Source organism: Rathayibacter festucae DSM 15932, assembly GCF_004011135.1.
Taxonomy (GTDB): domain Bacteria; phylum Actinomycetota; class Actinomycetes; order Actinomycetales; family Microbacteriaceae; genus Rathayibacter; species Rathayibacter festucae.
Genome location: NZ_CP028137.1, coordinates 4,267,534 through 4,289,531, shown reverse-complemented (window position 1 = coordinate 4,289,531; position 21,998 = coordinate 4,267,534). Strand labels below are relative to the sequence as shown.

Sequence of the window (21,998 nt, the reverse complement as noted above, 5' to 3'; positions counted from 1 at the left end):
GGCCCATGCTGGTCGAGTAGCCCCGCAGGGGCGTCTCGAGACCCACCGTCGCCAGCAGGGCGGTCTGCAGACTCGGCTTCTGATGCTGGTGGATCTCGATACGCCCGCTGCGCGGGCTACTCGATCAGCATGGCTTTCCCATCCCTACTAGGTGATCTTTCTTAGGAGACCCACCGGCCGCTGCAGGGTGGTCAGGTGCCGTCGGTCCTGCGCGCGCGGCGCTCGAGCGCCGCCTGCGCGGCGGCCGCGGCGGTGTCCTTCTCGGTGCCGCCGAGGACACCCGAGAGCGAGGAGAGCCAGTCGGAGTCGTTCCGCCGGTCGGCGACCGCGTCCGCGAAGAGCGGCAGCTCGCTCCGGGTCGCGTGGATCGCGTAGTCCTCGCGGCTGTAGTCGGCCGTCTCGGCGTCCGGCGTCGCGGCGTCGTCGCCGCGGTCGTCCTGAGTCATGGTGCCCTCTCAGCGGCCCGGTCCGTTCCGAGCACCCCGTCAGGCTAGCCCTGTTCAGGGGGTGTCGGCATCCTCGCCGCCGCCGCGCGGCAGCGGCCGCCAGACCACGAGCTCGGTCCGCCGCTGCGCGCGCGTGCCGTGCCGGAGGGTGACCACGTCGCCCTCGAGGCCCGCGGCGAAGACCCGGCGGCCGGGGCGGTTGAGCAGCTCGTCGGCCAGCGCGGACTCCAGCTCGCGCACGCGCTGCGACAGCGAGAGCACCTGGTTCTCGAGCTGGAGGATGCGGGCGATGCCCTCGAGCGAGACACCCTCGGAGGAGAGCCGGGCGACCTCGCGCAGCTGCACGACGTCGCGCATCGAGTACCGCCGCGACTTGCCGGCCGTCCGGGTCGGCCGCACGAGGCCCAGCCGGTCGTACTGCCGCAGCGTCTGCGGGTGCATGCCGGCGAGGTCGGCGGCGACCGCGATCGCGAACACCGGGGTGCTCTCGTCCACGTCTCCTCCTCTCCGGCCGGCCCGCTCGGGCCGGACCGCCCTGATGCCGCGCTAGTAGCGGGCCTTCTCCAGGATGTCGTCCCGCGGGTTGTCCGACGGCTCGGCTGCCGCGTAGGCCTCGAGGGCGTCGCGCGCCGCGCCGGACAGGTGATCGGGCACCGCGACCTGGATCTCTGCCAGCAGATCGCCCGTACCCTTGCCGGTCGCGACCCCGCGGCCCTTGACCCGCAGCACGCGGCCGCTCGGGGTGCCGGGCGCGACGCGGAGCTTGACCGGGTCGCCGCCGAGGGTCGGCACCTCGATCGTCGCGCCGAAGACGGCCTCGACGAAGGTGACGGGGACGGTGACGCGCAGGTTCAGGCCGTCGCGCTCGAAGACGGGGTGCTTGCGCACGGCGACGGTGAGCACGAGATCGCCGGGCTCGCCGCCGTCGGGGCTCGGGCGGCCCTTGCCGCGGACGCGGATCTTCTGCTGGTCGGCGACGCCGGCCGGGATCCGGACCGAGAGCGCGCGGCCCTCGCCGGTCTGCAGCTGCACGGTGTCGCCCTGGGTGGCGGTGCGGAAGTCGATGGTGGTGCTGGCGGTGACGTCGGCGCCCTTCTGCGGGCCGCCGAAGCCGCGGAAGCCGCCGCTGGGCTGGCCGAAGCGGCCACCGCCCGCGTTGCCGAACATGCCGCCGAGGATGTCCTCGAAGCCGGCGGGCGGACCCTGCTGGGTGCTGTACGAGGTGCGGCCGCCGCCGCCCTGGTTGAAGACGTTGCCGAAGACGTCGTCGAAGCCGCCGGGCTGGCCGCCGGCCGTGAAGCGGGCGCCGGAGCCCATCGCGCGGATCTGGTCGTACTCCTTGCGGTGCTCGGCGTCGGAGAGGACGGTGTACGCCTCGCTGATCTCCTTGAAGCGCGCCTCGGCCTTCGCATCCCCCGGGTTGGAGTCGGGGTGGAACTGCCGGGCGAGCTTGCGGTAGGTCTTCTTCAGGTCCGCCGCGGAGACGTCCTTCGAGACACCGAGGATCTTGTAGAAGTCCTTGTCGAACCAATCCTGGCTGGCCATGCGCCTCTTTCTTCTCGGTAGTGCGGCCTGTGCCGTCCTGCGGCCCGGGTCGTCGTGCGGCCCGGTGTCATCGTGCGGCCTGCGTCGTGGTGCGCGGCCCCCGCCGCCCGGCAGGGGCCGCCCGTGATCGGGACGGCCCCTGCTCGGGAGCGGAGACTCCGCAGTGGTGCGGGAGGCGGGTCAGTCGGCGGGGACCGCGACGACCACCTTGGCGGCGCGCAGCAGCGAGCCGCCGAGGTAGTAGCCCGACTCGACGACGTCCGCGACCGTGGAGGTCTCGGCGCCGGGAGTGGGCTGCTGGAAGATCGCCTCGTGGATGTTCGGGTCGAACAGGTCGCCCACGGCGCCCGTCTTCACCAGCCCGAGCTTCTCGATGCCGCCGCGCAGCTTCTGCGCGATGGCGGTGAACGGACCGCCCTCGGCGAGGTCGCCGTGCTTCTCGGCGCGGTCGATGTCGTCGAGCACGGGGAGGATGGCCTTCACCGCGTCGCCGATCGCCCGCTCCTTGTCGACCTGGCGGTTCGACTCGGTGCGCTTGCGGTAGTTCGCGTACTCCGCGGTGACCCGCTGGAGGTCGGCGAGGTGCTCGGCCGCGAGCGTCTCGGCGTCGGACTGACCGGAGAGGAACGAGAGGTCGGCGTCGGAGAGCGTCGTCTCGACGTCGGGACCCTCGGCCTCGATCAGGCCCTCGGTGTCCTGGGCGGACTCGGCCGCCTCGGCTCCGCTGGTCGGCTCGTCCTCGGGCACGCCGTTGTCCGGCTCCTGGTTGTGCTTCCCCATCGCTACTTCGTGTCCTTCGGCTCGTCCTCGTCGATGACCTCGGCGTCGACGATGTCCTCGTCGTCCTTCTTCTCGTCCTCGGCCGGCGCGTCCTGCGGAGCGCTCTGCGCGGCCTGGTCCTGCGAGTAGATGGCCTGCCCGATCTTGGTCTGCGAGGCGTTGAGCGCGTCGAACGCGGTCTTGACGGCCGCGTCGTCGTCGCCGGCGAGCGCGGTCTTCAGCGCGTCGACGTCGCCCTGGACCTCGGTCTTGACGTCCTCGGGCAGCTTGTCCTCGTTCTCCTTGATCAGCTTGTCGATCGAGTAGGCGAGGGTCTCGGCGTTGTTGCGGACCTCGGCGGCCTCACGGCGGGCCTTGTCCTCGGAGGCGTGCTCCTCGGCCTCGCGCACCATGCGGTCGATGTCGTCCTTGGGCAGCGACGAGCCGCCGGTGATCGTCATCGACTGCTCCTTGCCGGTGCCCTTGTCCTTCGCGGACACGTGCACGATGCCGTTGGCGTCGATGTCGAAGGTGACCTCGACCTGCGGGATGCCGCGCGGCGCCGGCGCGATGCCGGTCAGCTCGAAGGTGCCCAGGTTCTTGTTGTCGCGGGTGAACTCGCGCTCGCCCTGGAAGACCTGGATCGCGACGGACGGCTGGTTGTCGTCGGCCGTGGTGAAGGTCTCGGACCGCTTGGTCGGGATGGCCGTGTTGCGCTCGATGAGCTTGGTCATGATCCCTCCCTTGGTCTCGATGCCGAGCGAGAGCGGGGTGACGTCGATGAGCAGGACGTCCTTGCGCTCGCCCTTGAGGACGCCGGCCTGCAGCGCGGCGCCGACGGCGACGACCTCGTCCGGGTTGACGCCCTTGTTGGGCTCCTTCCCGCCGGTGAGCTTCTTGACGAGCTCGGCCACGGCCGGCATGCGGGTCGAGCCGCCGACGAGGACGACGTGCGCGATGTCGTCGACCTTGACACCGGCCTCCGCGATGACGTCGGTGAACGGCTTGCGGGTGCGCTCGATCAGGTCGTTCGTGAGCTCCTCGAACTTGGCGCGGGTGAGCGTCTCGTCGAGGTTCGCGGGGCCGTTCTCGGTGAGCGAGAGGTAGGGCAGCTGGATGCTGGTCGAGGTGCTCGAGGAGAGCTCCTTCTTGGCCTGCTCCGCCGCCTCCTTGAGGCGCTGGCGCGCGATCTTGTCCTTCGAGACGTCGACGCCGGTCGAGTCCTTGAAGCGCTTGACCAGGTAGTCGACGACGCGCTGGTCCCAGTCGTCGCCGCCGAGGCGGTTGTCACCCGAGGTCGCGCGGACCTGGATGGTGGAGAAGTCGTCGTCCTTGCCCACCTCGAGGAGGGAGACGTCGAAGGTTCCGCCACCGAGGTCGAAGACGAGGATGAGCTCGTCCTCCTTGCCCTTGTCGAGGCCGTAGGCGAGCGCCGCGGCGGTCGGCTCGTTGATGATGCGGAGCACGTTCAGGCCGGCGATCTCGCCGGCGTCCTTCGTGGCCTGGCGCTCGGCGTCGTTGAAGTAGGCCGGAACGGTGATGACCGCGTCGGTCACCTTCTCGCCCAGGTACTGCTCGGCGTCGCGCTTGAGCTTGCCGAGGATGCGCGCCGAGATCTCCTGCGGCGTGTACTTCTTGTCCTCGACGGCGAAGGTCCAGTCGGTGCCCATGTGGCGCTTGACGGAGGCGAGGGTGCGGTCGACGTTCGTCACGGCCTGGCGCTTCGCGGTCTCGCCGACGAGCACCTCGCCGTCCTTGGTGAACGCGACGACGGACGGGGTGGTGCGGAAGCCCTCGGCGTTGGCGATGACGGTGGGCTCGCCACCTTCGAGGACGGCCACGACCGAGTTGGTGGTTCCCAGGTCGATGCCTACGGCACGGGACATATGCGTGTTTCTCCTTCGCGGGCGGCCGTCGGGCCGCCCCTCACTGGTGGATCTTCTGCGGGAAAGTCGTTCGCGGGAGTTGAGTCCCGCACGCTCAAGTTTACGCACGGGTCGCGGGGAGTCAAGTCGAGAGCCGAGAACCTGAGTCACCTCGGCTCAACTCTCAGGCTGCAGAAAACGTCACGCTACCTCCCGTTCTCCGGCTCCCCCTACGGTGAGTCCATGACCGCCGGAACCGCCCCCCGCCCCCGCACCGGCCGCTGGCCCGTCCTCGCCTGGGGGCTGTGGGACTGGGGCAGCGCCGCCTTCAACGCCGTCGTCACGACCTTCGTCTTCACCGTCTACCTCACCACCGACGGCCTCTTCGGCACGCCGAGCGGTGTCTCGGCCGCGCTCGGCTGGACCCTCGCGGGCGCCGGGGTCGTCGTCGCGGTGATCGCCCCGGTCACCGGTCGCCGCGCCGACCTCGGCGGGAGCCGGCGCCGCTGGCTCGGCCTGCACTCCGCGGTCGTCGTCGCGTGCATCCTGCTGATGTTCCTCGTCCGCCCCGACCCGGCCTACCTCTGGCTCGGGCTGGGTCTCCTCGCCGTCGGCACGGTCTTCTTCGAGTTCGCGAGCGTCAACTACAACGCGATGCTCAGCCAGGTCTCCACCCGGGCGAGCGTCGGTCGCGTGTCCGGCTTCGGCTGGGGCATGGGCTACGTCGGCGGCATCGCGCTCCTGCTGATCCTCTACTTCGGCTTCATCTCCCCCGAGGTCGGGCTCTTCGGCGTCACGGGCGAGGACGGCCTCGACGTCCGCGTCTCGATCCTCCTCGCCGGCGTCTGGTTCGCCGTCTTCGCACTGCCGGTGCTGTTCGCGGTGCCGGAGCTCCCGGGACGGGTCGGCGGCGGGGAGCGGGTGAGCGTGCTCGAGTCCTACCGCGCGCTCTTCCGCCAGATCGGGGCGCTCCGCCGCGAGAGCCCGACGACACTCGCCTTCCTGCTCGCGAGCGCCGTCTTCCGCGACGGCCTGACCGGCGTCTTCACCTTCGGCGGCGTCCTCGCGCAGGGCACCTTCGGCTTCAGCGCCGGCCAGGTCATCCTCTTCGCGATCGCGGCGAACATCGTCGCCGGGGTCGCGACGATCGCCGTCGGCGCCCTCGACGACCGCCTCGGGCCCAAGTCCGTCATCGTCGCCTCGCTGATCGGGCTGATCGTCTGCGGCGGCGCCGTCTTCCTCCTGCACGACGCCGGCGCGACCGCGTTCTGGGTCTTCGGCCTGCTGCTGTGCCTGTTCGTCGGCCCCGCCCAGTCGGCGAGCCGCAGCTACCTCTCCCGGCTGATTCCGGAGGGGCGCGAGGGCGAGATCTTCGGCCTCTACGCCACGACAGGTCGTGCGGCGTCGTTCCTCGCGCCGGCCGCCTTCGCCGCGGCCGTCTCGATCGCCGCGGGCTTCTCCGGCGACGCCGACGTGCAGTACTGGGGCATCCTCGGGCTGGTCGTCGTGCTGGCCGCCGGGCTCGCGCTGCTGCTGCCGGTCAAGACGCCGGCCGCCGCCGCCCGGACGAGCGACTGATCAGCTCGCGGACTCCGATCAGGCGGCGAGCTCCGATCAGGTCGCGAGCCAGAACAGGATCAGGAGCAGCGTCACCAGGAAGCCGGTGAGGAAGTTCAGCGCGAGGAAGCGCTTCCAGCCCGCGTTCGCCCGCTCGGCCTGCTCGTCGGTCAGCGAACGGTACGGCCAGACGCTCAGCGCGTAGGGGATCGCCAGCAGCGCGGCGAGGGTTCCCGGCCAGGGCAGCAGCAGCAGGAGCAGCCCGCTGGCGACGTAGGCGGCGATCGCGAAGCGCACCGTCGCCTTCGCGCCGATCACCGTGGCGATCGAGCCGATGCCGCCGGCCCGGTCGGCGAGGATGTCCTGCACCGCACCGAAGGCGTGGCTCGCGATCCCCCAGAGGAAGAACGCGACCAGCAGGGCCCATAGACCCGGCGTCGCCGTCGTGCCCGCGAGCGCGAGGCCGTAGACCGCGGGGCTGACGAAGTGCGTCGCCGAGGTGAGCGAGTCGACGAACGGCCGCTCCTTGAAGCGCAGTCCGGGCGCGCTGTAGGCGATGACGGCGAAGACGCTGATCGCCAGCACCAGCCAGGAGAGCGGCGAGCCGAGCAGCACGAGCGCGATCAGGAACGGGACGTTGGTCGCCACCGCCGCGACGAGCGTCGCGCGGTGCTCGCTGCGGTCGAGGACCGCGCCCTCGACGCCGCCCTTCCGCGGGTTCCGCAGATCGGACTCGTAGTCGAAGACGTCGTTGATCCCGTACATCGCCAGGTTGTAGGGGATCAGGAAGTAGAGGGTGCCGAGCACGAAGGCGAGGTCGATCTCGCGGGTGGTCAGCAGGTAGGCCGCGGCGAACGGGTACGCGGTGTTGACCCAGCTCAGCGGGCGGCTCGAGACGAACAGCGCGCTCAGCCGCTTCACGGGGCGCTCCGGCGCCGGGCGGGCAGGAGGGTCCAGAGCGCCGGCAGGGCGAGCGCGGCGGCGATGGCGTAGGCGAAGTCCTCGATCGGCGCGACGCCGATCCGGATGCCGGAGATCAGGTCGTCGTCGTAGGCGACGAGGAGCCCGACGCCGATCATGATGTTGTCGAAGACGGCGGTCATCACGAGCAGCACCGCGAGGGTGCCGAGCAGCGCGGGCAGCCGGAGGCGGCCGCGGCGGAGCGCGACCACGAGCAGCACCGCGACCGCCGCGAGGAACACCGCGTTCAAGAGCAGGTAGGTCACGCGCGCGCCTCCGCCCGCTTCGCGAGGAACCCGTGCACGTCCATCGAGAGATAGCAGAGCAGCGTGAGGAAGAGGACCTCCTCGATCGGCAGCTCCGGCGCGATCTGCAGCCCCGTCATGTAGGGCGTCTCGCCGCGGAAGAAGACGCCGAGGCCGATCCCGGCGAGATCCCAGAGCAGGAAGAACACGACGCCGGCCGGGAGCACGATCGCGGCACGGCGGGCGTCCGCCCAGAAGAACAGGCCGAAGCGCCGGTCGAGCACGACCATCCCGGTGATCGAGACGACGAGCGCGAGCAGGTAGAGCACCCCCACGCGCTACTCCCCCGCGACCGCGACCGACTCGGGCACGGGCTCGGGCTCGGCCACGGGCTCGGGCGCCACGCTCGGCGCGACCGGCGCCGAGGGCGCCTCCCGCACCGGCAGCGGCTCGGTCGACACGTCGCCTCGCACGCGCTTGAGCATCACCTCGGCGCTGATCACGCACATCGGCAGGCCGATGCCCGGGATCGTCGAGCTGCCCGCGAAGAGCAGCCCGTCCACGTGCGCGCTGGCGTTGCCGGAGCGGAAGAACGCGCTCTGCGAGAGGATGTGCGCCGGTCCGAGCATCGAGCCGCGCCAGGCGCCGAGGTCGCTCTCGAAGTCGGCCGGGCCGATGGTGCGGCGCACCACGATGCGCTCGGCGAGGTCCTCGGCACCGGTCCAGGTCGCGATCTGGCGGATCGCGGCGTCCGCGATCGCCTCGACCTGCGCGTCGCCGGCGCCGTCGATGCCGCCGTGGCCGATCGAGGTGTCGGCCGGGATCGGCACGAGCACGAAGAGGTTCTCGTGGCCCTCGGGAGCGACGCCGGAGTCAGTCGCGCTCGGGCGGCAGACGTAGATCGACGCGGGGTCGGGCACGGAGGGGTTCTCGCCGAAGATCCGGCCGAAGTTCTCGCGCCAGTCGCTCGTGAACAGCAGCGTGTGGTGCTCGAGCTGCGGCAGCGCGCCGCGGACGCCGAGCAGCACCAGCACGGCGCTCGGGCCGGGCTCGCGGTTCTCCCAGTACTCCGGCGGGTAGCTGCGCAGCTCGTCGGGCAGCAGCGACTGCTCGGTGGTGAAGAGGTCCGACGCGTTGACGACGAGCTCGGCCGGGAGCCGCCTCGTCCCCTCCGGCCCCTCGTACTCGACGCCGACGACCTCGGCGCCGCGGCGGCTGCCGCGCGGGGCGCGCGCTGTGAGGATGCGGGTCGCGGGCGAGGAGGTGCGGACGGTGACGCCCGCCTCCTCCGCCACCTCGGCGACCGCCGCGATCAGGCGGGTGAAGCCGCCCATCGGGTAGAGCACGCCGTCGGCCAGGTCGAGGTGGCTCATCAGGTGGTACATGCTCGGCGCCGCGAACGGCGAGGAGCCGAGGAAGACGGCCGGGTAGCCGAGGATCTGCCGCAGGCGGTTGTCGGTGACCGCGGTCGCCGCGAAGGTGTCCAGCGGGGTGAGCAGGAGGCGGCCGAGCCGGCCGGTGCGGCTGAGCACGTCGCGGCGCAGCAGGGGCAGGAACGACGCGAAGCTCGTGTAGAGGAAGCGGCGCTTGGCCACCTCGTAGGTGTCGCGGGCCGACTCGAGGTAGACCCGCATCCGGGCCCCCGCGCCGGGCTCGATGCTCTCGAACAGGGCGAGGTTCGACTCGAGATCGGCGAGCACGTCGATCGGCTCGTCGATGCCCTGGCTGTAGACCCGGTAGCCCGGGTCGAGGCGCTGGAGGTCCAGGCGCTCGGCGGCGGTCGTGCCCATCAGGCGGAAGAAGTGGTCGAACACCTCCGGCATCAGGTACCAGGAGGGGCCGGTGTCGAAGCGGAAGCCGTCGCGCTCCCAGGAGCCGGCGCGGCCGCCGACGACCTCGCGCTGCTCGAGCAGCGTGACGTCCCAGCCGTCGCGGGCGAGCAGACCGGCGGAGGCGAGTCCGCCGATGCCGCCGCCGATCACGACGGCGCGGTGCGGGCCGCTCGCGGAGCGGGAGGCGCGGGCGGGGCCGGTGCCCAGGCGCGGGCCGAGGGTCGAGACGGCGGCGCGGGCGGCGAGCGCCGCCTTCGTCGCGGTCGGCACGCTGACTCGAGCTCGGAGGAGCTCCTCCGCGGGGGTCGCGCGGATCCGATCGGCGAGGGCGGCGAAGAGGGAGTGCGCGAGCAGCACGGCGCGGCGGCTCGAGCGCGGCAGCTCCGGCAGGATCGCGCCGGCGGCGGCGAGGTCGTCGTCGAGGTCGGCCAGCAGGGCCGCCTTGTCGGTCTCCGAGAACGCCCGCGGGTCGACGCCGGGGAAGTAGCTGCGGCCGAGGCCGTCGACGTCGGCGGCCAGATCGCGGAGGAAGTTGACCTTCTGGAACGCGGAGCCCAGGCGACGGGCGCCGGCGACGAGGCGCTCGCGCGCGGCGGGCGAGACGAGGCCCGCGTCGGGTGCGGCGAGGAAGACGTGCAGGCACATCAGCCCGACGACCTCGGCCGAGCCGTAGACGTAGCTCTCGAACGACTCGGGCGTGTGCACGGTCTCGCGGAGATCGGCGCGCATCGAGGCGAAGAACGGCGCGGTGAGCTCGGTGCCGAAGCCGGTGGCCCGCGCGGTGCGGACGAAGGCGTGGATCACGAGGTTCGCGCTGTAGCCGCTGGCGAGCGCGCGCTCGGTCTCGGCCTCGAAGGCGTCGAGCGACTCCTCGACGGCGGCGCGGTCGAGGTGCGCCTCCTCGGCGACCCCGTCCACGATCTCGTCGGCCACGCGCACCAGCGCGTAGACGTCCTCGACGCGCTCGCGCACGCCCGCGCCGAGCAGGCGGGTCGCCAGGCCGAAGGAGGTGGAGTAGCGCCGGATCACCTGCGCGGACGCCTCGTGGGCGACGCGGTCGTACAGTTCGCTCTGCCGGCTCATCGTGCCACCGTACGGCGCGCGCGGGCGTCGAGAAGCATCGGGGCCGAGATCCGCGCGTGGCGAGCGGTCCTCCGCTGCGCGGCCGCCGGTCCGGCGGTCATCGGGTGCGCCCGAGGACGCTGGAGACGAGGGGCCGCATCTCGGTGCGGAACGCCTCCGTCACCGCGGGGGTGTGCAGCGCGTCCCAGGCCCGGTTCGCGAAGTCGCTCGCGAGCGCCTCCGCGTAGCCGCGCGAGCCGCACTCCTCGAGGATGCAGCGCACCCGCTCCGCCGTGTCCGGGTCGAGGTGCTCGTCGCCGATCAGCCCCTCGATCTCCGGCCAGCGGTCGGTGCCGGCCGCGTGCGCGATCAGCACCGTGCGCTTGCCCTCGCGGAGATCGCCGAGCGTGGTCTTGCCGGTCTGCCCCTCGGAGCCGAAGACGCCGAGCAGGTCGTCGACGATCTGGTAGGCGATGCCGATGCCGCGGCCGAACTCGCCGAGCGCCTCGACCGCCGCGTCGTCGGCGCCGGCCAGGATCGCGCCGGCCTGCAGCGGCGCCTCGAACGAGTAGACCGCGGTCTTCATCCGCTCCATCTCGAGCACCTCGTCGACGGAGGGCATGCCGGGCATCAGCGAGAAGTCGACGTCGGCCAGCTCGCCCGCGGCGGAGGCGAAGACGGCCTCGTCGAGCAGGGTGAGCAGCCGGGCGCGGACGCCGTCGGAGGCGCCGACGCCCTCGACCAGGCGGTGCGCGCCGGTGAGCGCGAGGTCGCCCGCGATGACGGCGACGGAGGTGCCGCGGTGCTCGGCGATCGGGATCGAGAGGCCGGCGGTCGTCGCCTCGTCGCGGTAGCTGCCGGAGACGTTCGGGCCGCCGCGGCGGACGAAGTCGCGGTCGATCACGTCGTCGTGCACGATCAGCGCGGTGTGCAGCAGCTCGAAGGCCGCGCCCAGGTGGGCGGACGCCTCGGGGTCGAGTCCGCCGTGCGCCTCGTAGGCCGAGATCACCATCAGCGGGCGGAAGCGCTTGCCGCCGCGGGTGTTCGCCTCGATGGTCTGCCAGAGGGTCAGGTAGCGGGGTCCGAGCCGGGTCGCGCGCGAGCGCGCCAGCGAGAAGAACCGGTCGAGGACAGCATCGACGTGCTCCTGCCGCCTTCGGGAGAGAACCACGGGGTCGCGCGTATCCACGGGGTCGAGGCTAACAAACTCGCTTCTCTAGCAATAAGCCGGCTGAGTTCCGTCGTCGTGCTTGACTTACGGTCATGACTTCGGAAGGAATCGCCGTGCGCACCGACGAGCTCGAGCAGCTGGATCTCCTCGAGGAGGTGGTCCTCCTCGACGAGTCCGGGACCGCCGTCGGCGTGGCCGACAAGGCGACCGTGCACGACACGCAGACCCGCCTGCACCTCGCGTTCTCCTGCCACGTCTTCGCCCCCGACGGCGCGCTGCTGGTCACCCGGCGCGCGCTCGGCAAGCGCACCTGGCCCGGCGTGTGGACCAACTCGTTCTGCGGGCACCCCGCTCCCGGCGAGCGGATCGAGGACGCGGTGGTGCGCCGCGCGGAACGCGAGCTCGGTGCCCGCCTCGAGACGCTCGAGGTCGCGCTGCCGGACTTCCGCTACCGCGCGGTCGACGCCTCCGGGATCGTCGAGAACGAGATCTGCCCCGTCTACACCGCGACCGTGGCGAGCCGCGACGCGCTGAGCCCGCGCGCCGACGAGGTCATGGACGTGGAGTGGGTCGACCCCGAGGCGACCCTCGCCGCCGTCCGCGCGACCCCCTGGGCCTTCTCCCCCTGGCTCGTGCTGCAGCTCCCCCGCCTGCTCGGCTGACGCTTTGCCTCCTCCCGCGAGATGCCACTTGTGCACGCGACACGCCGTGGAGAGCGTGCACAAGTGGCATCTCGCGGAGGGGGTCAGTCGCTGTAGACGTCGGTGCGGTGGAAGTTGAGGGACGAGCGTGAGGCGGTCGGGCCGCGCTGGCCCTGGTAGCGCGAGAGGTAGGCCGCCGAGCCGTAGGGCTGCTCGGCGGGCGAGCTCAGGCGGAAGAAGCACATCTGGCCGATCTTCATCCCGGGCCAGAGCATGATCGGCAGCGTCGCGACATTGCTCAGCTCGAGCGTGACGTGCCCGGTGAAGCCCGGGTCGATGAAGCCCGCCGTCGAGTGCGTGAGCAGCCCCAGCCGCCCCAGCGAGCTCTTGCCCTCCAGCCGCGCGGCGATGTCGTCCGGGAGCGCGACCTCCTCGTAGGTCGAGCCGAGCACGAACTCGCCGGGGTGCAGGATGAACGCCTCGCCCGCCGGGGTCTCGACGAGGCGCGTCAGCTCGGGCTGGTCCTCGGCCGGGTCGATGTAGGGGTAGCGGTGGTTGTCGAACAGCCGGAAGAAGCGGTCGAGCCGCACGTCGACCGACGAGGGCTGGATCATCGCCGGGTCGTGCGGCGAGAGCCCGACGCGGCCGGAGGAGAGTTCGAGCTTGATGTCGCGATCGGAGAGCAGCACGAGGCGAGCTTAGGGCGCGGGGCTTGCTACCATGGCGTGATGCGCCCGAGCGGCGCCGCGCGAGTGTAGTTCAATGGTAGAACTTCTGCTTCCCAAGCAGATGGCGCGGGTTCGATTCCCGTCACTCGCTCCGACTCCCCTCCCCCGCCGGCTCCGTCTCGGCGAACAGCGCGAGGATCTCCGCCGCGATGATCGCGTGGCCGCGACCGTTCGGGTGGTTCACCTGCGACATCACGCCGGTCAGGGGCTCGCCGCCCTCGTGCATCGTGCAGAAGATCCGGAACGGGTCCGCCAGCAGCACACCGTCCCGCTCGGCGAGTCGACGGATCTGCTCCGCATGCCGCACGAGGTCGTCGGCGGGGTCGGCCAGGTCGGCGGTCAGGTCCGGCGAGGGCGTGACCAGCACGGGGACGACTCCCGACTCGAGCACCCGGTCGATCATCGACTCCCACGCGCGGCCGGCCCGGTCGAGCCCGATCGCCCGGTCGTTCAGCGCGTAGTCGAGGACCACGACGTCGGGGCGGTGGCCGAGCACCTCGCCCATCCGGCGCGCGCCCGACTCCGAGTGCTCGCCGCCGACGGCGGTGACGATCGCGTTGAGGACGGCGTGCGGGTGGCGCTCGGCGAGCCTGCCGGCGACCACGTGCGGGTAGGAGGCACGGCGGTCGATCAGGGGCGTCGCGAAGTAGCCCGCGGGAACGCTGTGCCCGTGGAAGACGAGGTTCACCGCCCTGTTGCCGGGCCAGGTCAGCTCCAGCGCGGCGATCACCGCGGCGAGGCCGGCCACGCGCGACGGCCTAAAGTGTCGCGGGCGGCGCGGTGCTCGCCCGGACGATCAGCGAGGTCGGCACCAGCTCGAGGACGGGGTCGTCGCTGACGCCGTTCGCGAGCTGCTCGAGCAGCAGCTCGACGCACTTCGCCCCGACCGCCCGGTAGTCCTGCCGGACGGTCGTCAGCGGCGGGGAGAAGTCCTGCGCCTCCGGGATGTCGTTGAAGCCCACCACGCTGACGTCCTCGGGGATCCGCAGGCCGTGCTCCGCGAAGGCGCGGTAGACCCCCAGCGCGGCCTCGTCGCTGGAGACCAGCACAGCCGTGCAGTCGCCGGCCTCGGCCAGGGCGGCGCCCTGGAGATAGCCGCCGTCCGAGCGCCAGTTGCTGTAGCGGGTCGGCGGCACGGGCGCGCCCGCCGCGAGGAGCGCCTCCCGCCACGCCGTCTCCCGGCGCTCGGCGGCGAAGGAGCCGCGCGGGCCCGCGATGTGGTGCACCGTGCGGTGCCCGAGCCCGAGCAGGTGCTCGACCGCGGCCCGGACGCCGCCCGCCTGGTCGGCGTCGACCACGGGCCCCTGGGCGCCGGCGGCCGCGTTGACGAGCACCCGGGGGATCTCGGGGAGGACCAGCTGCGTCGTGTCCCGCAGGTACGTCTCCACGACCACGATGAGGCCGTCCACCGCCAGCTCGCCGAAGCGGGTGAAGGCGCCGTTGAGCCCGGTCTGACTCGGTGCCGAGACCGGCACCAGCGTGATCGCGTAGCCCGCCTCCGCCGCTGCAGTGGCGATCGAGTCCACAGTCCTCATCATCCCGAGGGTGTCCAGGCTGAAGACCGCGACGCCGAGGGTGCGGAACGAGCCGCTCTTCAGGGCGCGCGCGGCGCTGTTCGGACGGTAGCCGAGGGTGCGCATCGCCTCCAGGACGGCCTGCCGCGTCGCGGGGACGACGTTCGTCTGCCCGTTCGCGACCCGCGAGGCCGTGACGGGCGCGACGCCCGCGAGGCGTGCCACGTCAGCCAGTGAGGGGCGGCGCGGAACGTCGGTCATCTCCCCATAGTGGCTCCTCTTCAGCCTCAGCTCGTCCAGGAGCTCGTCGAGGAAGTCCGGCGGGGGGATCGCCTCGAGCGCGTCATCTGCGGACATGGTGGCATGGTAAGGCAACCATTCCGGCCGGGCGTCTCGTAGGATCGGCGACGGCCTCCCCCTTCCGGGACGGCACCACGATCGAGCGAAGGACGACGATGTCACTCCGACACCACTCCCGCCCGGCGGCAGCACTTGCCGTCGCCGCCCTCGCGGCCGCGCTGACGGGCTGCGCCGACCGCACGGAGGCCGAGGACGACTCCCTGCTCGTGTGGAGCTGGGACGAGCAGCTGCCCGAGGTCGCGGAGCTCTACGAGGAGGAGCACCCGGGGGTCGAGATCGACGTGGTCGACGTGGGCACGGGCGACGAGCAGTACACCGCCCTCCAGAACGTGATCGCCGCCGGATCGGGACGTCCCGACATCGCCTTCCTCGACTCGACCGCGCTCCCCCAGTTCGCCCTCTCCGGCGCCCTCGCCGACCTCGGGCCGCTCGGCGCCGACGAGCTCTCGGAGGAGTTCGCGCCGGGGCCGTGGGCGGCGTCCCAGGTGGACGGCACCGTCTACGGGCTGCCGTGGGCCTCCGGGCCGATGGTCCTGTTCTACAACCGCGCCGTCTTCGAGCGGCTCGGCGTGGCGGTGCCCGGCACCTGGGAGGAGTACGTCACCGCCGCCGAGCAGCTGCACGCGGCGGACCCGGAGGTGTACATCCTCAACGACGTCGGCAATCCCGGACTCGCCACCAGTCTCATCGAGCAGGCCGGCGGCCGGCCCTTCTCCGTGGACGGCACCGCCGTCGCGATCGATCTCGCCGATCCCGGCACCGCGCGCTACGCCGAGAACTGGCAGCGCCTTCTCGACGGAGAGCTGCTCGCCCCGGTCGCCGACTGGAGCGACGAGTGGCGGAGGATGCTCGCGGCGGGCCGGATCGCGACGCTCCCGGCCGGCAGCTGGATGGCCTCCGCCCTGACCCAGAGCGCCCCCGACGCCGCCGGCGACTGGCGCGTGGCGCAGCTGCCGCAGTGGGAGCCGGGCGGGAGCGTGGCCGCCGAGCACGGCGGCGGCGGCTTCTCGGTGCTCGAGAGCAGCGGGAGCAAGGAGCTCGCCGTCGACTTCCTGACCTTCGCCACCGCGGGCGACGGCGTGGACGTGATCCGGGACTCCGGACTCTGGCCCGCCCACCGGGCCGCGACCGAGTCGCCCGCGTTCCTCGACCGGCCGAGCGAGTACTTCGGCGGGCAGGCCGTCAACCGGGAGTACGCGACCGCGTCGGAGAACGCCCCCGACGACGTCCGCTTCCTCCCTTACCAGGTCTACGCGGCCGGGGTCTTCAACGACTCCGTCGGCACGGCCTACACCGGCGAGACGACCCTGCAGGCGGGGCTGCTCGACTGGCAGGCCGAGCTGGAGGAGTACGGCGCGGAGCAGGGTTTCACCGTCGAGCGGTGAGCCCGGACCGCGACACGCCGACGGGATCGGCGTCGACAGGCCGATCGGGCCGTCCCGCGGTGCAGGGTGGAGAAATGAGCGAGCTCGTCCAGATCCCGTCTCCGGGCATCGCCCTCGAGTACGGGCACCCCGGCCGCCCCGTCGTGGTGATCCTCCACGACGTGTTCGGCCGGCTGCCCTGGCTGGAGCCGTTCGCCGAGGCCGTCTCGAAGCACGGCTACCACGTGCTCGTCCCCGACCTCTACGACGGCTGGGCGACGCTCGCCGCCGAGGACGCGCGGGACCTCGCCGCGATGGCGGCGCAGGACCGCGCGCTCGCCTCGGTCGCCGACGCGGTGCGCACCGGGGCGGCGGCCGGCGCGGCCCGCTCCGCGATCATCGGCTTCGGCTTCGGCGGGCGGCTGGCGCTGCTCGTCGCCGCCACCGGTCTCGTCGACGCCGTGGTCGCCTACTACGCGACCCTCGGCCAGGAGGAGCACGCGCTGGTCCCCTGCCCGACGCTGCTGCACTACGCGCAGAGCGACGACTGGCCGGAGGGCGACGACCCGGAGTCGTTCGTCGGCCGGCTGAAGGAGGCGGGCACGCCCGTCACCGCTCACACCTACCCGGACACCGGGCGGCACTTCGCGAACGCCACCCTGCGGGAGTCGGTCAGCCCGTCCGCCGCCGCGCTCGCCTACGCGCGGACCCTGTCGTTCCTCAACCCGCAGCTGATCGACTGCTGACGCGCCGCCCGGCGAGCCGGGCGCTCAGCCCTGGACGTCGTGCAGGTGGTGCTGGACGTCGTGCAGGTAGTACTTCGCGATCGTCTCGACCGTGAAGGACGCGCCGTCGCTCCGGCGACCCGGTCGCTGCCACTGCCGGCCGTCGACGCCCTCGAAGACGTCGCCGATGCGGTCCGCCTCCTCGACGAGCTCGCGGCCGACCGCCACCGGGTCCTGCTGGTCGTAGCGCTCCTCGACCGCGGCCACGTCCTGGTCCCAGTTCGGGAACAGCGGGTCGTCGCCCTCGAGCATCAGCCCGAGGCGCAGCCGGTAGATGCGGTGCACGTCGCGCACGTGCGCGGCGTACTCCAGCGGCGACCAGGTCTCGTCGTCGGGGCGGCCCGCGGCGTCCTCGCGCTCGAGGACGTACGGCCAGGCGGCGGCGTTCTGGCGGATCAGCGCGGGGACGGCGTCCGGCTCGACGAGCGAGGCGTCGAAGCCGCACTCGAGGCAGGGGCGCTCGAGCACCCAGGTCCAGTCCTTGGTGTCGGGAGTGATCGGCATGAGTCCAGGGTAGGACCGCTCAGCAGGGACGCGCGCCCTGGACGGCGCCGCGCTCGCCGTCGGCCGTCCACGGCAGCTGGGGCAGCCCGGTGGCGCCGGCCGCCGCGCCCTGCTCGACCGCGATCGCCGCGAGGGCGCGTGCGGCGGAGGCGGCGAAGCCGTCGCCCGCGGTCGAGCTGTTGAAGGAGACCGCGACCGTCAGCCCCGACTCCGGGTCGGAGTAGGCGGCGGTGAGGAAGCCCGGCGCGATGCCGGAGAAGCCTCGGAGCGGGCCGGCCTGGTGGCCGCCGAGACCGGCGAGCAGCCACTCCGCCCGCCCCTGACCCTGCGGGACGGGATCGGCCCACATCGCCTCCCCCGCGGGCTCGGCCGCCAGTCCCTGCGCGAGGCGGCGCAGATCGTCGAGATCGGTGACGGCGCCGCCGGCCGCTCCGAGCGAGGAGGGCGAGGCCTGGGACAGGTCGCGGGGGACCCCGCACTGGACGGCACCGGAGCGCGGATCGAGAGCGGCGGAGAAGCCGATCATCGCCGGGCCGGGCACCTCGAGCTCGGAGTCGCCGGGGAGGCGGGTGCCGCTCAGGCCGTAGCGGGGCACGACGTACTCGTCGTACAGCGACTGCATGCTGCGCCCCGTGGCCTGCGTCGCCACCACGCCGGCGAGCAGCGGTCCGGTCGAGGAGTCGGCCCAGGCGGCGCCCGGCTCGGCGATCGGCGCGCTGACCTGCGCGGCCGAGATCAGCTCGAGCGTGGGCCACTCGCGGGCGGGGTTCTGCACGACGGTCGGCCAGAGGATGGAGCGGAAGTCGGCGAGGCCGGAGGTGTGCGAGCAGAGCTGGCGGAGGGTCATCCCCTCGATGCCGGGGAGCGATGTGAGGGACTCGCCCACGTCGGCGTCGAGATCGAGCGTCCCCTTCTCCGCGAGCGCGACGACGACGTCGCAGGTCATCGCCGCGGTCCCGCCGGTGCCGAGGCGCACGTGCGTCTCGGTGGTCACCGGGGTGGCCTCGGAGTCGCCGATCGAGCCGACCGCGGTCTCCCAGCCTCCGGCCCAGGGCGACCAGACGCCCGCGATCGCGCCGGTGGCCCCCGCGGCGCCCTGCGCCTCCACGAGGAAGCCGGAGAGCGCGATCGCCAGATCGTCGGGCACGGGCCCGGGCGGCGCGTCCGGGACGACCGAGTCGGCACCGCCGGTGCAGCCGGTGAGGGCGAGGACCAGGGCGGGCACGACGAGAGCCCCGACCCGGGTCGGCCTGCGGCCACCGATCATGCCGTTCGACTCCCCCCGAAGACGCGTGCTGGAACCCCTCCACTGTACGGGCGCGGTCTCGCGCAGCACGGGGCGGGGGCCGTGCGCGGGGGCTTTCGTGTCCCGACCGTGACCCGGAACCACGCGGATCCGGATCCGGCCCCCCCCTTTTCCAAACCGTCTGAGCGGCTGCTACGAAGAAGGGACAAGCGACGCGGAGGCGTTGCCCGGAAGGAGAAGAGGAATCATGCGCACATCACCGAACCGGCTGCTCGCCACGCTCTTCGGCGCGGTCTACGTGGTCGTCGGACTGCTCGGCTTCGTCGTCACCGGCGGCGTCCAGTTCCTCGCGACGGAGGGCGGACTGCTCCTCGGCGTCTTCGAGGTCAATCCGCTGCACAACATCGCGCACCTGCTCATCGGCGGCGCGCTGCTGATCGCCGGTCTCTCCACCACCTCGGCGGCGAAGACGGTCAACACGACGGTCGGCGCGGTCTACCTGCTGCTCGGCGTCGTCGGCTTCTTCCTGGTCAACACCGCCCTCAACGTGCTCGCGCTGAACACCGCCGACCACTTCCTGCACCTCGCCAGCGCGCTCGTCCTCCTCGGAGTCGGGCTCACCGCCGACAAGGGCGCCCGGGCGCGGACCGCCGTCGCCTGACCCGGAGCGGATCCGTCCGCTCCCCCTAGACTCCGTCCGCCGTGGGCCCGCCGTTTTCCGCGGCGGACGGACTGAACGGCCCCGGACGACACGATGCGGTGTGTCGATCCGGGGCCTCTTCCTCTTGCACCTCCACCACGATCGGAGACCGCGATGAGCACCGTCGCCCGCGGAAACGCCGCCTTCGCCGGGATCGGCGCCGGGCTCGTGCACCTCTCGCTCGCCGCCGGGCAGCTCGACGCGGGGACCCTCCCGCTCGCCGCCCTCGGCGTCGTCGAGCTGGTCTGGGGTGTCGTCGTCCTCGCCCGCGGCCGGATCGTCCTCCCGCGGACCGCGCTCGCCGTCACCGGGATCACCGTCGCCGGCTTCGTGCTCGCGATCGCCGCCGGCCTGCTGCGCGACCCGCTGCCCGCTCTCGCGGCGGGCGCCCTGCAGCTCGTCGCCGCGGCCGTCGTCGCCGCGACCCTGCGCTCGCAGCGCACGGTGGAGCGGCCCGTCTCGGCCCCGCGCGCCGTTCTCGGTCTCTTCGCGGGCGCGCTCCTCGTCTCCGCCCTCGCGACGCCCGCGCTGTCCGCCTCCTCCGAGGGCTCGCACGACATGGGCGGGATGATGACGACGGTCACCGACAGCGGGCACTCGCACTGAGACCCGCCCTGGCGACTGCGGTGCCTTCGAGCTAAGGTAAGGGCAACCTAAGACGCCGAAGGAGGCCGCCGTGCCGAACGTCTCGAACGTCATCCCGTTCTCGCAGGCCCTTCACGTGCGCCTCGGTCGGTCCGGCGCGGACGACGAGGTCTCGGCCTTCATGACCGCGCTGATGACCGGGTCCGGCAGCCGCGACGACTACGTCGCGATGATCGCGCAGCACTACTTCGTCTACGAGGCGCTCGAGGCCGTGGCGGAGGCGATGGCGGGCGATCCGGTCGCCGCGCCGTTCATCTCGCCGAAGCTCACCCGGCTGCCGGCCATCGGCGAGGACCTGCGCTTCCTGGTCGGCGAGGACTGGCGCTCGCGGATCAGCCCGCTCCCCTCGACGGCGGCCTACGTCGAGCGGATCCGCACCGTCGCGAGCGGCTGGAGCGGCGGCTTCGTCGCCCACCACTACACCCGCTACCTCGGCGACCTCTCCGGCTGCTCGATCGTGCGGAGCCTGCTGCAGCGGCGCTTCGGCTTCGAGACCAACGGCGTGGGCTTCTACCTCTACGGCGAGATCGCGACGCCGTCCGCCTTCCGCGCTGTCTACCGCGAGCAGCTCGACGCCGCCGGCTGGGACGAGGACGAGCGCGAGCGCGTCATCGCCGAGGTGGCGGAGGCGTACCGGCTGACCACCGCGGTGTTCCGCGACCTGGCCGGCTCGCGCGCCGCGGCCTGACGGGCCGCTCAGGCGCTCGGGCGCTCAGGCGCTCAGGAGGACGCGGACTCCGGCTCCGCGACGGCCGCGGGCTCGGCCCGGCGCTCGGACATGAAGCGCAGCACGTCCTTGTCGACGATGATGTCGCTCGGCCGGAGCGGCCGGGTGAGGTAGAGCCCCTCGAGGCTCGTGATGCGGCTGAGCGCGACGTAGGTCTGACCGGGGGCGAACGCGCGCTGCCCGAGGTCGACCACGGCGGAGTCGTAGGTCTTGCCCTGCGACTTGTGGATCGTGACGGCCCAGGCCAGGCGCAGCGGGAACTGCGCGAACTCGGCGACGATCTCGCGGGTCAGCTTCTTGGTCGCGGCGGAGTAGGAGTAGCGGTAGCGCTCCCAGGTCGCGGGCTCGACCTCGTGCACCTCGCCGTCCACCTCGACCCAGACCGTGCCGGCGACCTTGGTCACGCGGCCGATCGTGCCGTTCACCCAGCGCTGCTCGGCGTCGTTGCGCAGGAACATCACGTGCGCCCCGATCTTCAGCTCGAGGTTCTGATCGGCCGGGTACGCGCGGCCGCCGAAGTCGCCGCTGATCTCGGCCGAGGCGGTCTTGACCGGGCCCTTGAGCCGCGCGAGGGCGGTCTGGTTGATCCGGTTGACGGTGTCGTTGCGGGTCGCGAGGGTGATCGCGTCGTTCTCGGGCGGCGTGCGCGCACCGGCGGCGTTGAGGACGTCCGCGATCTCCTTGGTGACCATGCCGAAGCGCACCGCGTTGAGCATCCACTTGAAGCGCTCGTCGCTCTGACGGTGGATCCTCCCGAGCTCGATGATCCGCAGCGGCGCCTCCTGCCAGACCAGCGCGTCGAAGAACCAGAGCGAGCGGTAGCGGTCGGCGAAGTAGGCGCGCTCCTCCGGATCGCCCGGAACGGGCGCGAGTTGGAACGGGTCGCCGAAGAGGACGACCTGGACGCCGCCGAACGGCTCGGACCGGCGCTGCCGCGCCTGGCGGAGGCTGCGGTCGATTCCGTCGAGGAGATCGGCGTTGACCATCGAGATCTCGTCGATGACGAGGGTGTCGATGGTGTTCAGCAGCTTGCGCAGCTCGGGCGGCTGATCGAGGTCCGAGTCGGCGATGACGCCGATCGGGAGCCGGAAGAGCGAGTGGATCGTCTGCCCGCCGACGTTGAGGGCGGCGACCCCGGTCGGCGCGCAGATGACGATCTGCTTGTCGGTGTTCCAGCTCAGGTGGTTGAGCAGGGTCGACTTGCCGGTGCCGGCGCGACCCGTCACGAACAGGTGCTCGCGGGTGTTCTCGATGAGGTCGAACACCCGCTGCTGCTCGTCGGAGAGGGTCGGCTGGGTCACCGCTCCACTGTACCCAGCCGACCCCCGCACCCCGGCGCCGC

At 72.3% G+C, this 21,998-nt stretch carries 23 protein-coding genes and 1 tRNA gene; 8 read left to right on the top strand and 16 right to left on the bottom strand.

The window, feature by feature from the left end:
- Positions 1-191: 191 nt before the first annotated feature.
- From C1I64_RS19580 to dnaK, 5 genes are all read right to left on the bottom strand, one after another.
- A complete protein-coding gene (locus tag C1I64_RS19580; protein WP_127888377.1) occupies positions 192-446 on the bottom strand; it encodes a hypothetical protein in 255 nt (84 codons plus the stop codon).
- Between the two features lie 54 nt (positions 447-500).
- On the bottom strand, positions 501-941 hold the full coding sequence (locus tag C1I64_RS19575) for a heat shock protein transcriptional repressor HspR (RefSeq protein WP_123701775.1): 441 nt from the start codon (positions 939-941) through the stop codon (positions 501-503).
- Positions 942-992: 51 nt separating this feature from the next.
- A complete protein-coding gene (locus tag C1I64_RS19570; RefSeq protein ID WP_123444863.1) occupies positions 993-1,991 on the bottom strand; it encodes a DnaJ C-terminal domain-containing protein in 999 nt (332 codons plus the stop codon).
- A gap of 180 nt (positions 1,992-2,171) precedes the next feature.
- Positions 2,172-2,771 (bottom strand): nucleotide exchange factor GrpE, encoded by a 600-nt coding sequence (locus C1I64_RS19565; RefSeq protein ID WP_127888376.1) that lies wholly within the window; start codon positions 2,769-2,771, stop codon positions 2,172-2,174.
- Between the two features lie 2 nt (positions 2,772-2,773).
- Entirely contained in the window at positions 2,774-4,636 is a 1,863-nt protein-coding gene (dnaK, locus tag C1I64_RS19560) for a molecular chaperone DnaK (RefSeq protein WP_123444861.1), read from the bottom strand.
- A 222-nt stretch (positions 4,637-4,858) separates the two neighbouring features.
- On the opposite strand from dnaK, the gene C1I64_RS19555 reads away from it, so the two are divergent.
- On the top strand, positions 4,859-6,193 hold the full coding sequence (locus C1I64_RS19555; protein ID WP_127888375.1) for an MFS transporter: 1,335 nt from the start codon (positions 4,859-4,861) through the stop codon (positions 6,191-6,193).
- 36 nt (positions 6,194-6,229) lie between these two features.
- On the opposite strand, the gene C1I64_RS19550 is transcribed toward C1I64_RS19555, so the two are convergent.
- The 5 genes from C1I64_RS19550 to C1I64_RS19530 form a co-directional block, all read right to left on the bottom strand.
- The gene (locus C1I64_RS19550; protein ID WP_127888374.1) at positions 6,230-7,093 is read right to left on the bottom strand and encodes a prenyltransferase; all 864 of its coding nucleotides are present in this window, start codon (positions 7,091-7,093) and stop codon (positions 6,230-6,232) included.
- Positions 7,090-7,398: a lycopene cyclase domain-containing protein gene (locus C1I64_RS19545; RefSeq protein WP_127888373.1), complete on the bottom strand. Its 309-nt coding sequence runs from the start codon at positions 7,396-7,398 to the stop codon at positions 7,090-7,092. The genes C1I64_RS19550 and C1I64_RS19545 overlap by 4 nt, the downstream gene beginning before the upstream one ends.
- The gene (locus C1I64_RS19540; protein ID WP_123701767.1) at positions 7,395-7,712 is read right to left on the bottom strand and encodes a lycopene cyclase domain-containing protein; all 318 of its coding nucleotides are present in this window, start codon (positions 7,710-7,712) and stop codon (positions 7,395-7,397) included. Before C1I64_RS19540 ends, C1I64_RS19545 begins: the two co-directional genes overlap by 4 nt.
- A gap of 3 nt (positions 7,713-7,715) precedes the next feature.
- Positions 7,716-10,292 carry a phytoene desaturase family protein gene (gene crtI, locus C1I64_RS19535; RefSeq protein ID WP_127888372.1) on the bottom strand — a complete coding sequence of 859 codons (2,577 nt, stop codon included), beginning with the start codon at positions 10,290-10,292 and terminating at the stop codon, positions 7,716-7,718.
- Between the two features lie 97 nt (positions 10,293-10,389).
- Entirely contained in the window at positions 10,390-11,442 is a 1,053-nt protein-coding gene (locus C1I64_RS19530; protein WP_123701763.1) for a polyprenyl synthetase family protein, read from the bottom strand.
- 92 nt (positions 11,443-11,534) lie between these two features.
- Here C1I64_RS19530 and idi point away from each other — a divergent pair, with 92 nt between their 5' ends.
- The gene (idi, locus tag C1I64_RS19525; protein ID WP_123701761.1) at positions 11,535-12,104 is read left to right on the top strand and encodes an isopentenyl-diphosphate Delta-isomerase; all 570 of its coding nucleotides are present in this window, start codon (positions 11,535-11,537) and stop codon (positions 12,102-12,104) included.
- Positions 12,105-12,187: 83 nt separating this feature from the next.
- On the opposite strand, the gene dcd is transcribed toward idi, so the two are convergent.
- A complete protein-coding gene (dcd, locus tag C1I64_RS19520; RefSeq protein ID WP_127888371.1) occupies positions 12,188-12,772 on the bottom strand; it encodes a dCTP deaminase in 585 nt (194 codons plus the stop codon).
- Between the two features lie 59 nt (positions 12,773-12,831).
- Here dcd and C1I64_RS19515 point away from each other — a divergent pair.
- Positions 12,832-12,902 (top strand) — tRNA-Gly (locus tag C1I64_RS19515).
- Here C1I64_RS19515 and C1I64_RS19510 read toward each other — a convergent pair.
- Both C1I64_RS19510 and C1I64_RS19505 read right to left on the bottom strand, forming a co-directional pair.
- Positions 12,894-13,559, bottom strand: coding sequence for an SGNH/GDSL hydrolase family protein (locus tag C1I64_RS19510; RefSeq protein WP_127888370.1), 666 nt, complete (start codon positions 13,557-13,559; stop codon positions 12,894-12,896). The two genes, C1I64_RS19515 and C1I64_RS19510, sit on opposite strands and share 9 nt — an antisense overlap.
- A 10-nt stretch (positions 13,560-13,569) precedes the next feature.
- Complete coding sequence (locus C1I64_RS19505) at positions 13,570-14,682, bottom strand: LacI family DNA-binding transcriptional regulator (protein ID WP_244209542.1); 1,113 nt, start codon at positions 14,680-14,682, stop codon at positions 13,570-13,572.
- A gap of 98 nt (positions 14,683-14,780) precedes the next feature.
- Here C1I64_RS19505 and C1I64_RS19500 point away from each other — a divergent pair, with 98 nt between their 5' ends.
- Both C1I64_RS19500 and C1I64_RS19495 read left to right on the top strand, forming a co-directional pair.
- Positions 14,781-16,070 (top strand): ABC transporter substrate-binding protein, encoded by a 1,290-nt coding sequence (locus C1I64_RS19500; protein ID WP_123444851.1) that lies wholly within the window; start codon positions 14,781-14,783, stop codon positions 16,068-16,070.
- 74 nt (positions 16,071-16,144) lie between these two features.
- Positions 16,145-16,795 carry a dienelactone hydrolase family protein gene (locus tag C1I64_RS19495; RefSeq protein WP_123444850.1) on the top strand — a complete coding sequence of 217 codons (651 nt, stop codon included), beginning with the start codon at positions 16,145-16,147 and terminating at the stop codon, positions 16,793-16,795.
- A gap of 24 nt (positions 16,796-16,819) precedes the next feature.
- Here C1I64_RS19495 and C1I64_RS19490 read toward each other — a convergent pair whose 3' ends face one another.
- Both C1I64_RS19490 and C1I64_RS19485 read right to left on the bottom strand, forming a co-directional pair.
- Positions 16,820-17,338 (bottom strand): DinB family protein, encoded by a 519-nt coding sequence (locus C1I64_RS19490; protein WP_127888369.1) that lies wholly within the window; start codon positions 17,336-17,338, stop codon positions 16,820-16,822.
- Positions 17,339-17,357: 19 nt separating this feature from the next.
- The gene (locus tag C1I64_RS19485) at positions 17,358-18,563 is read right to left on the bottom strand and encodes a serine hydrolase domain-containing protein (protein WP_127888368.1); all 1,206 of its coding nucleotides are present in this window, start codon (positions 18,561-18,563) and stop codon (positions 17,358-17,360) included.
- A gap of 268 nt (positions 18,564-18,831) precedes the next feature.
- On the opposite strand from C1I64_RS19485, the gene C1I64_RS19480 reads away from it, so the two are divergent.
- The 3 genes from C1I64_RS19480 to C1I64_RS19470 all read left to right on the top strand — a co-directional run bounded on the left by C1I64_RS19480 (position 18,832) and on the right by C1I64_RS19470 (position 20,617).
- Positions 18,832-19,245: a DUF4383 domain-containing protein gene (locus C1I64_RS19480; protein ID WP_123444847.1), complete on the top strand. Its 414-nt coding sequence runs from the start codon at positions 18,832-18,834 to the stop codon at positions 19,243-19,245.
- A gap of 153 nt (positions 19,246-19,398) precedes the next feature.
- Positions 19,399-19,890, top strand: a complete 492-nt coding sequence (locus tag C1I64_RS19475; protein ID WP_127888367.1) for a hypothetical protein — start codon at positions 19,399-19,401, stop codon at positions 19,888-19,890.
- A gap of 70 nt (positions 19,891-19,960) precedes the next feature.
- On the top strand, positions 19,961-20,617 hold the full coding sequence (locus C1I64_RS19470; protein WP_244209541.1) for a biliverdin-producing heme oxygenase: 657 nt from the start codon (positions 19,961-19,963) through the stop codon (positions 20,615-20,617).
- A gap of 32 nt (positions 20,618-20,649) precedes the next feature.
- On the opposite strand, the gene C1I64_RS19465 is transcribed toward C1I64_RS19470, so the two are convergent.
- Positions 20,650-21,957 carry an ATP-dependent DNA helicase gene (locus C1I64_RS19465; RefSeq protein ID WP_123734872.1) on the bottom strand — a complete coding sequence of 436 codons (1,308 nt, stop codon included), beginning with the start codon at positions 21,955-21,957 and terminating at the stop codon, positions 20,650-20,652.
- Positions 21,958-21,998: the final 41 nt, after the last annotated feature.

Bases quoted from the DNA above. Each gene is read 5' to 3' on its own strand.
- C1I64_RS19580 (WP_127888377.1), bottom strand. From the start codon at position 446: ATGACTCAGGACGACCGCGGCGACGACGCCGCGACGCCGGACGCCGAG.
- C1I64_RS19570 (WP_123444863.1), bottom strand. From the start codon at position 1,991: ATGGCCAGCCAGGATTGGTTCGACAAGGACTTCTACAAGATCCTCGGT.
- C1I64_RS19565 (WP_127888376.1), bottom strand. From the start codon at position 2,771: ATGGGGAAGCACAACCAGGAGCCGGACAACGGCGTGCCCGAGGACGAG.
- dnaK (WP_123444861.1), bottom strand. From the start codon at position 4,636: ATGTCCCGTGCCGTAGGCATCGACCTGGGAACCACCAACTCGGTCGTG.
- C1I64_RS19555 (WP_127888375.1), top strand. From the start codon at position 4,859: ATGACCGCCGGAACCGCCCCCCGCCCCCGCACCGGCCGCTGGCCCGTC.
- crtI (WP_127888372.1), bottom strand. From the start codon at position 10,292: ATGAGCCGGCAGAGCGAACTGTACGACCGCGTCGCCCACGAGGCGTCC.
- idi (WP_123701761.1), top strand. From the start codon at position 11,535: ATGACTTCGGAAGGAATCGCCGTGCGCACCGACGAGCTCGAGCAGCTG.
- C1I64_RS19505 (WP_244209542.1), bottom strand. From the start codon at position 14,682: ATGTCCGCAGATGACGCGCTCGAGGCGATCCCCCCGCCGGACTTCCTC.
- C1I64_RS19500 (WP_123444851.1), top strand. From the start codon at position 14,781: ATGTCACTCCGACACCACTCCCGCCCGGCGGCAGCACTTGCCGTCGCC.
- C1I64_RS19495 (WP_123444850.1), top strand. From the start codon at position 16,145: ATGAGCGAGCTCGTCCAGATCCCGTCTCCGGGCATCGCCCTCGAGTAC.
- C1I64_RS19490 (WP_127888369.1), bottom strand. From the start codon at position 17,338: ATGCCGATCACTCCCGACACCAAGGACTGGACCTGGGTGCTCGAGCGC.
- C1I64_RS19480 (WP_123444847.1), top strand. From the start codon at position 18,832: ATGCGCACATCACCGAACCGGCTGCTCGCCACGCTCTTCGGCGCGGTC.
- C1I64_RS19475 (WP_127888367.1), top strand. From the start codon at position 19,399: ATGAGCACCGTCGCCCGCGGAAACGCCGCCTTCGCCGGGATCGGCGCC.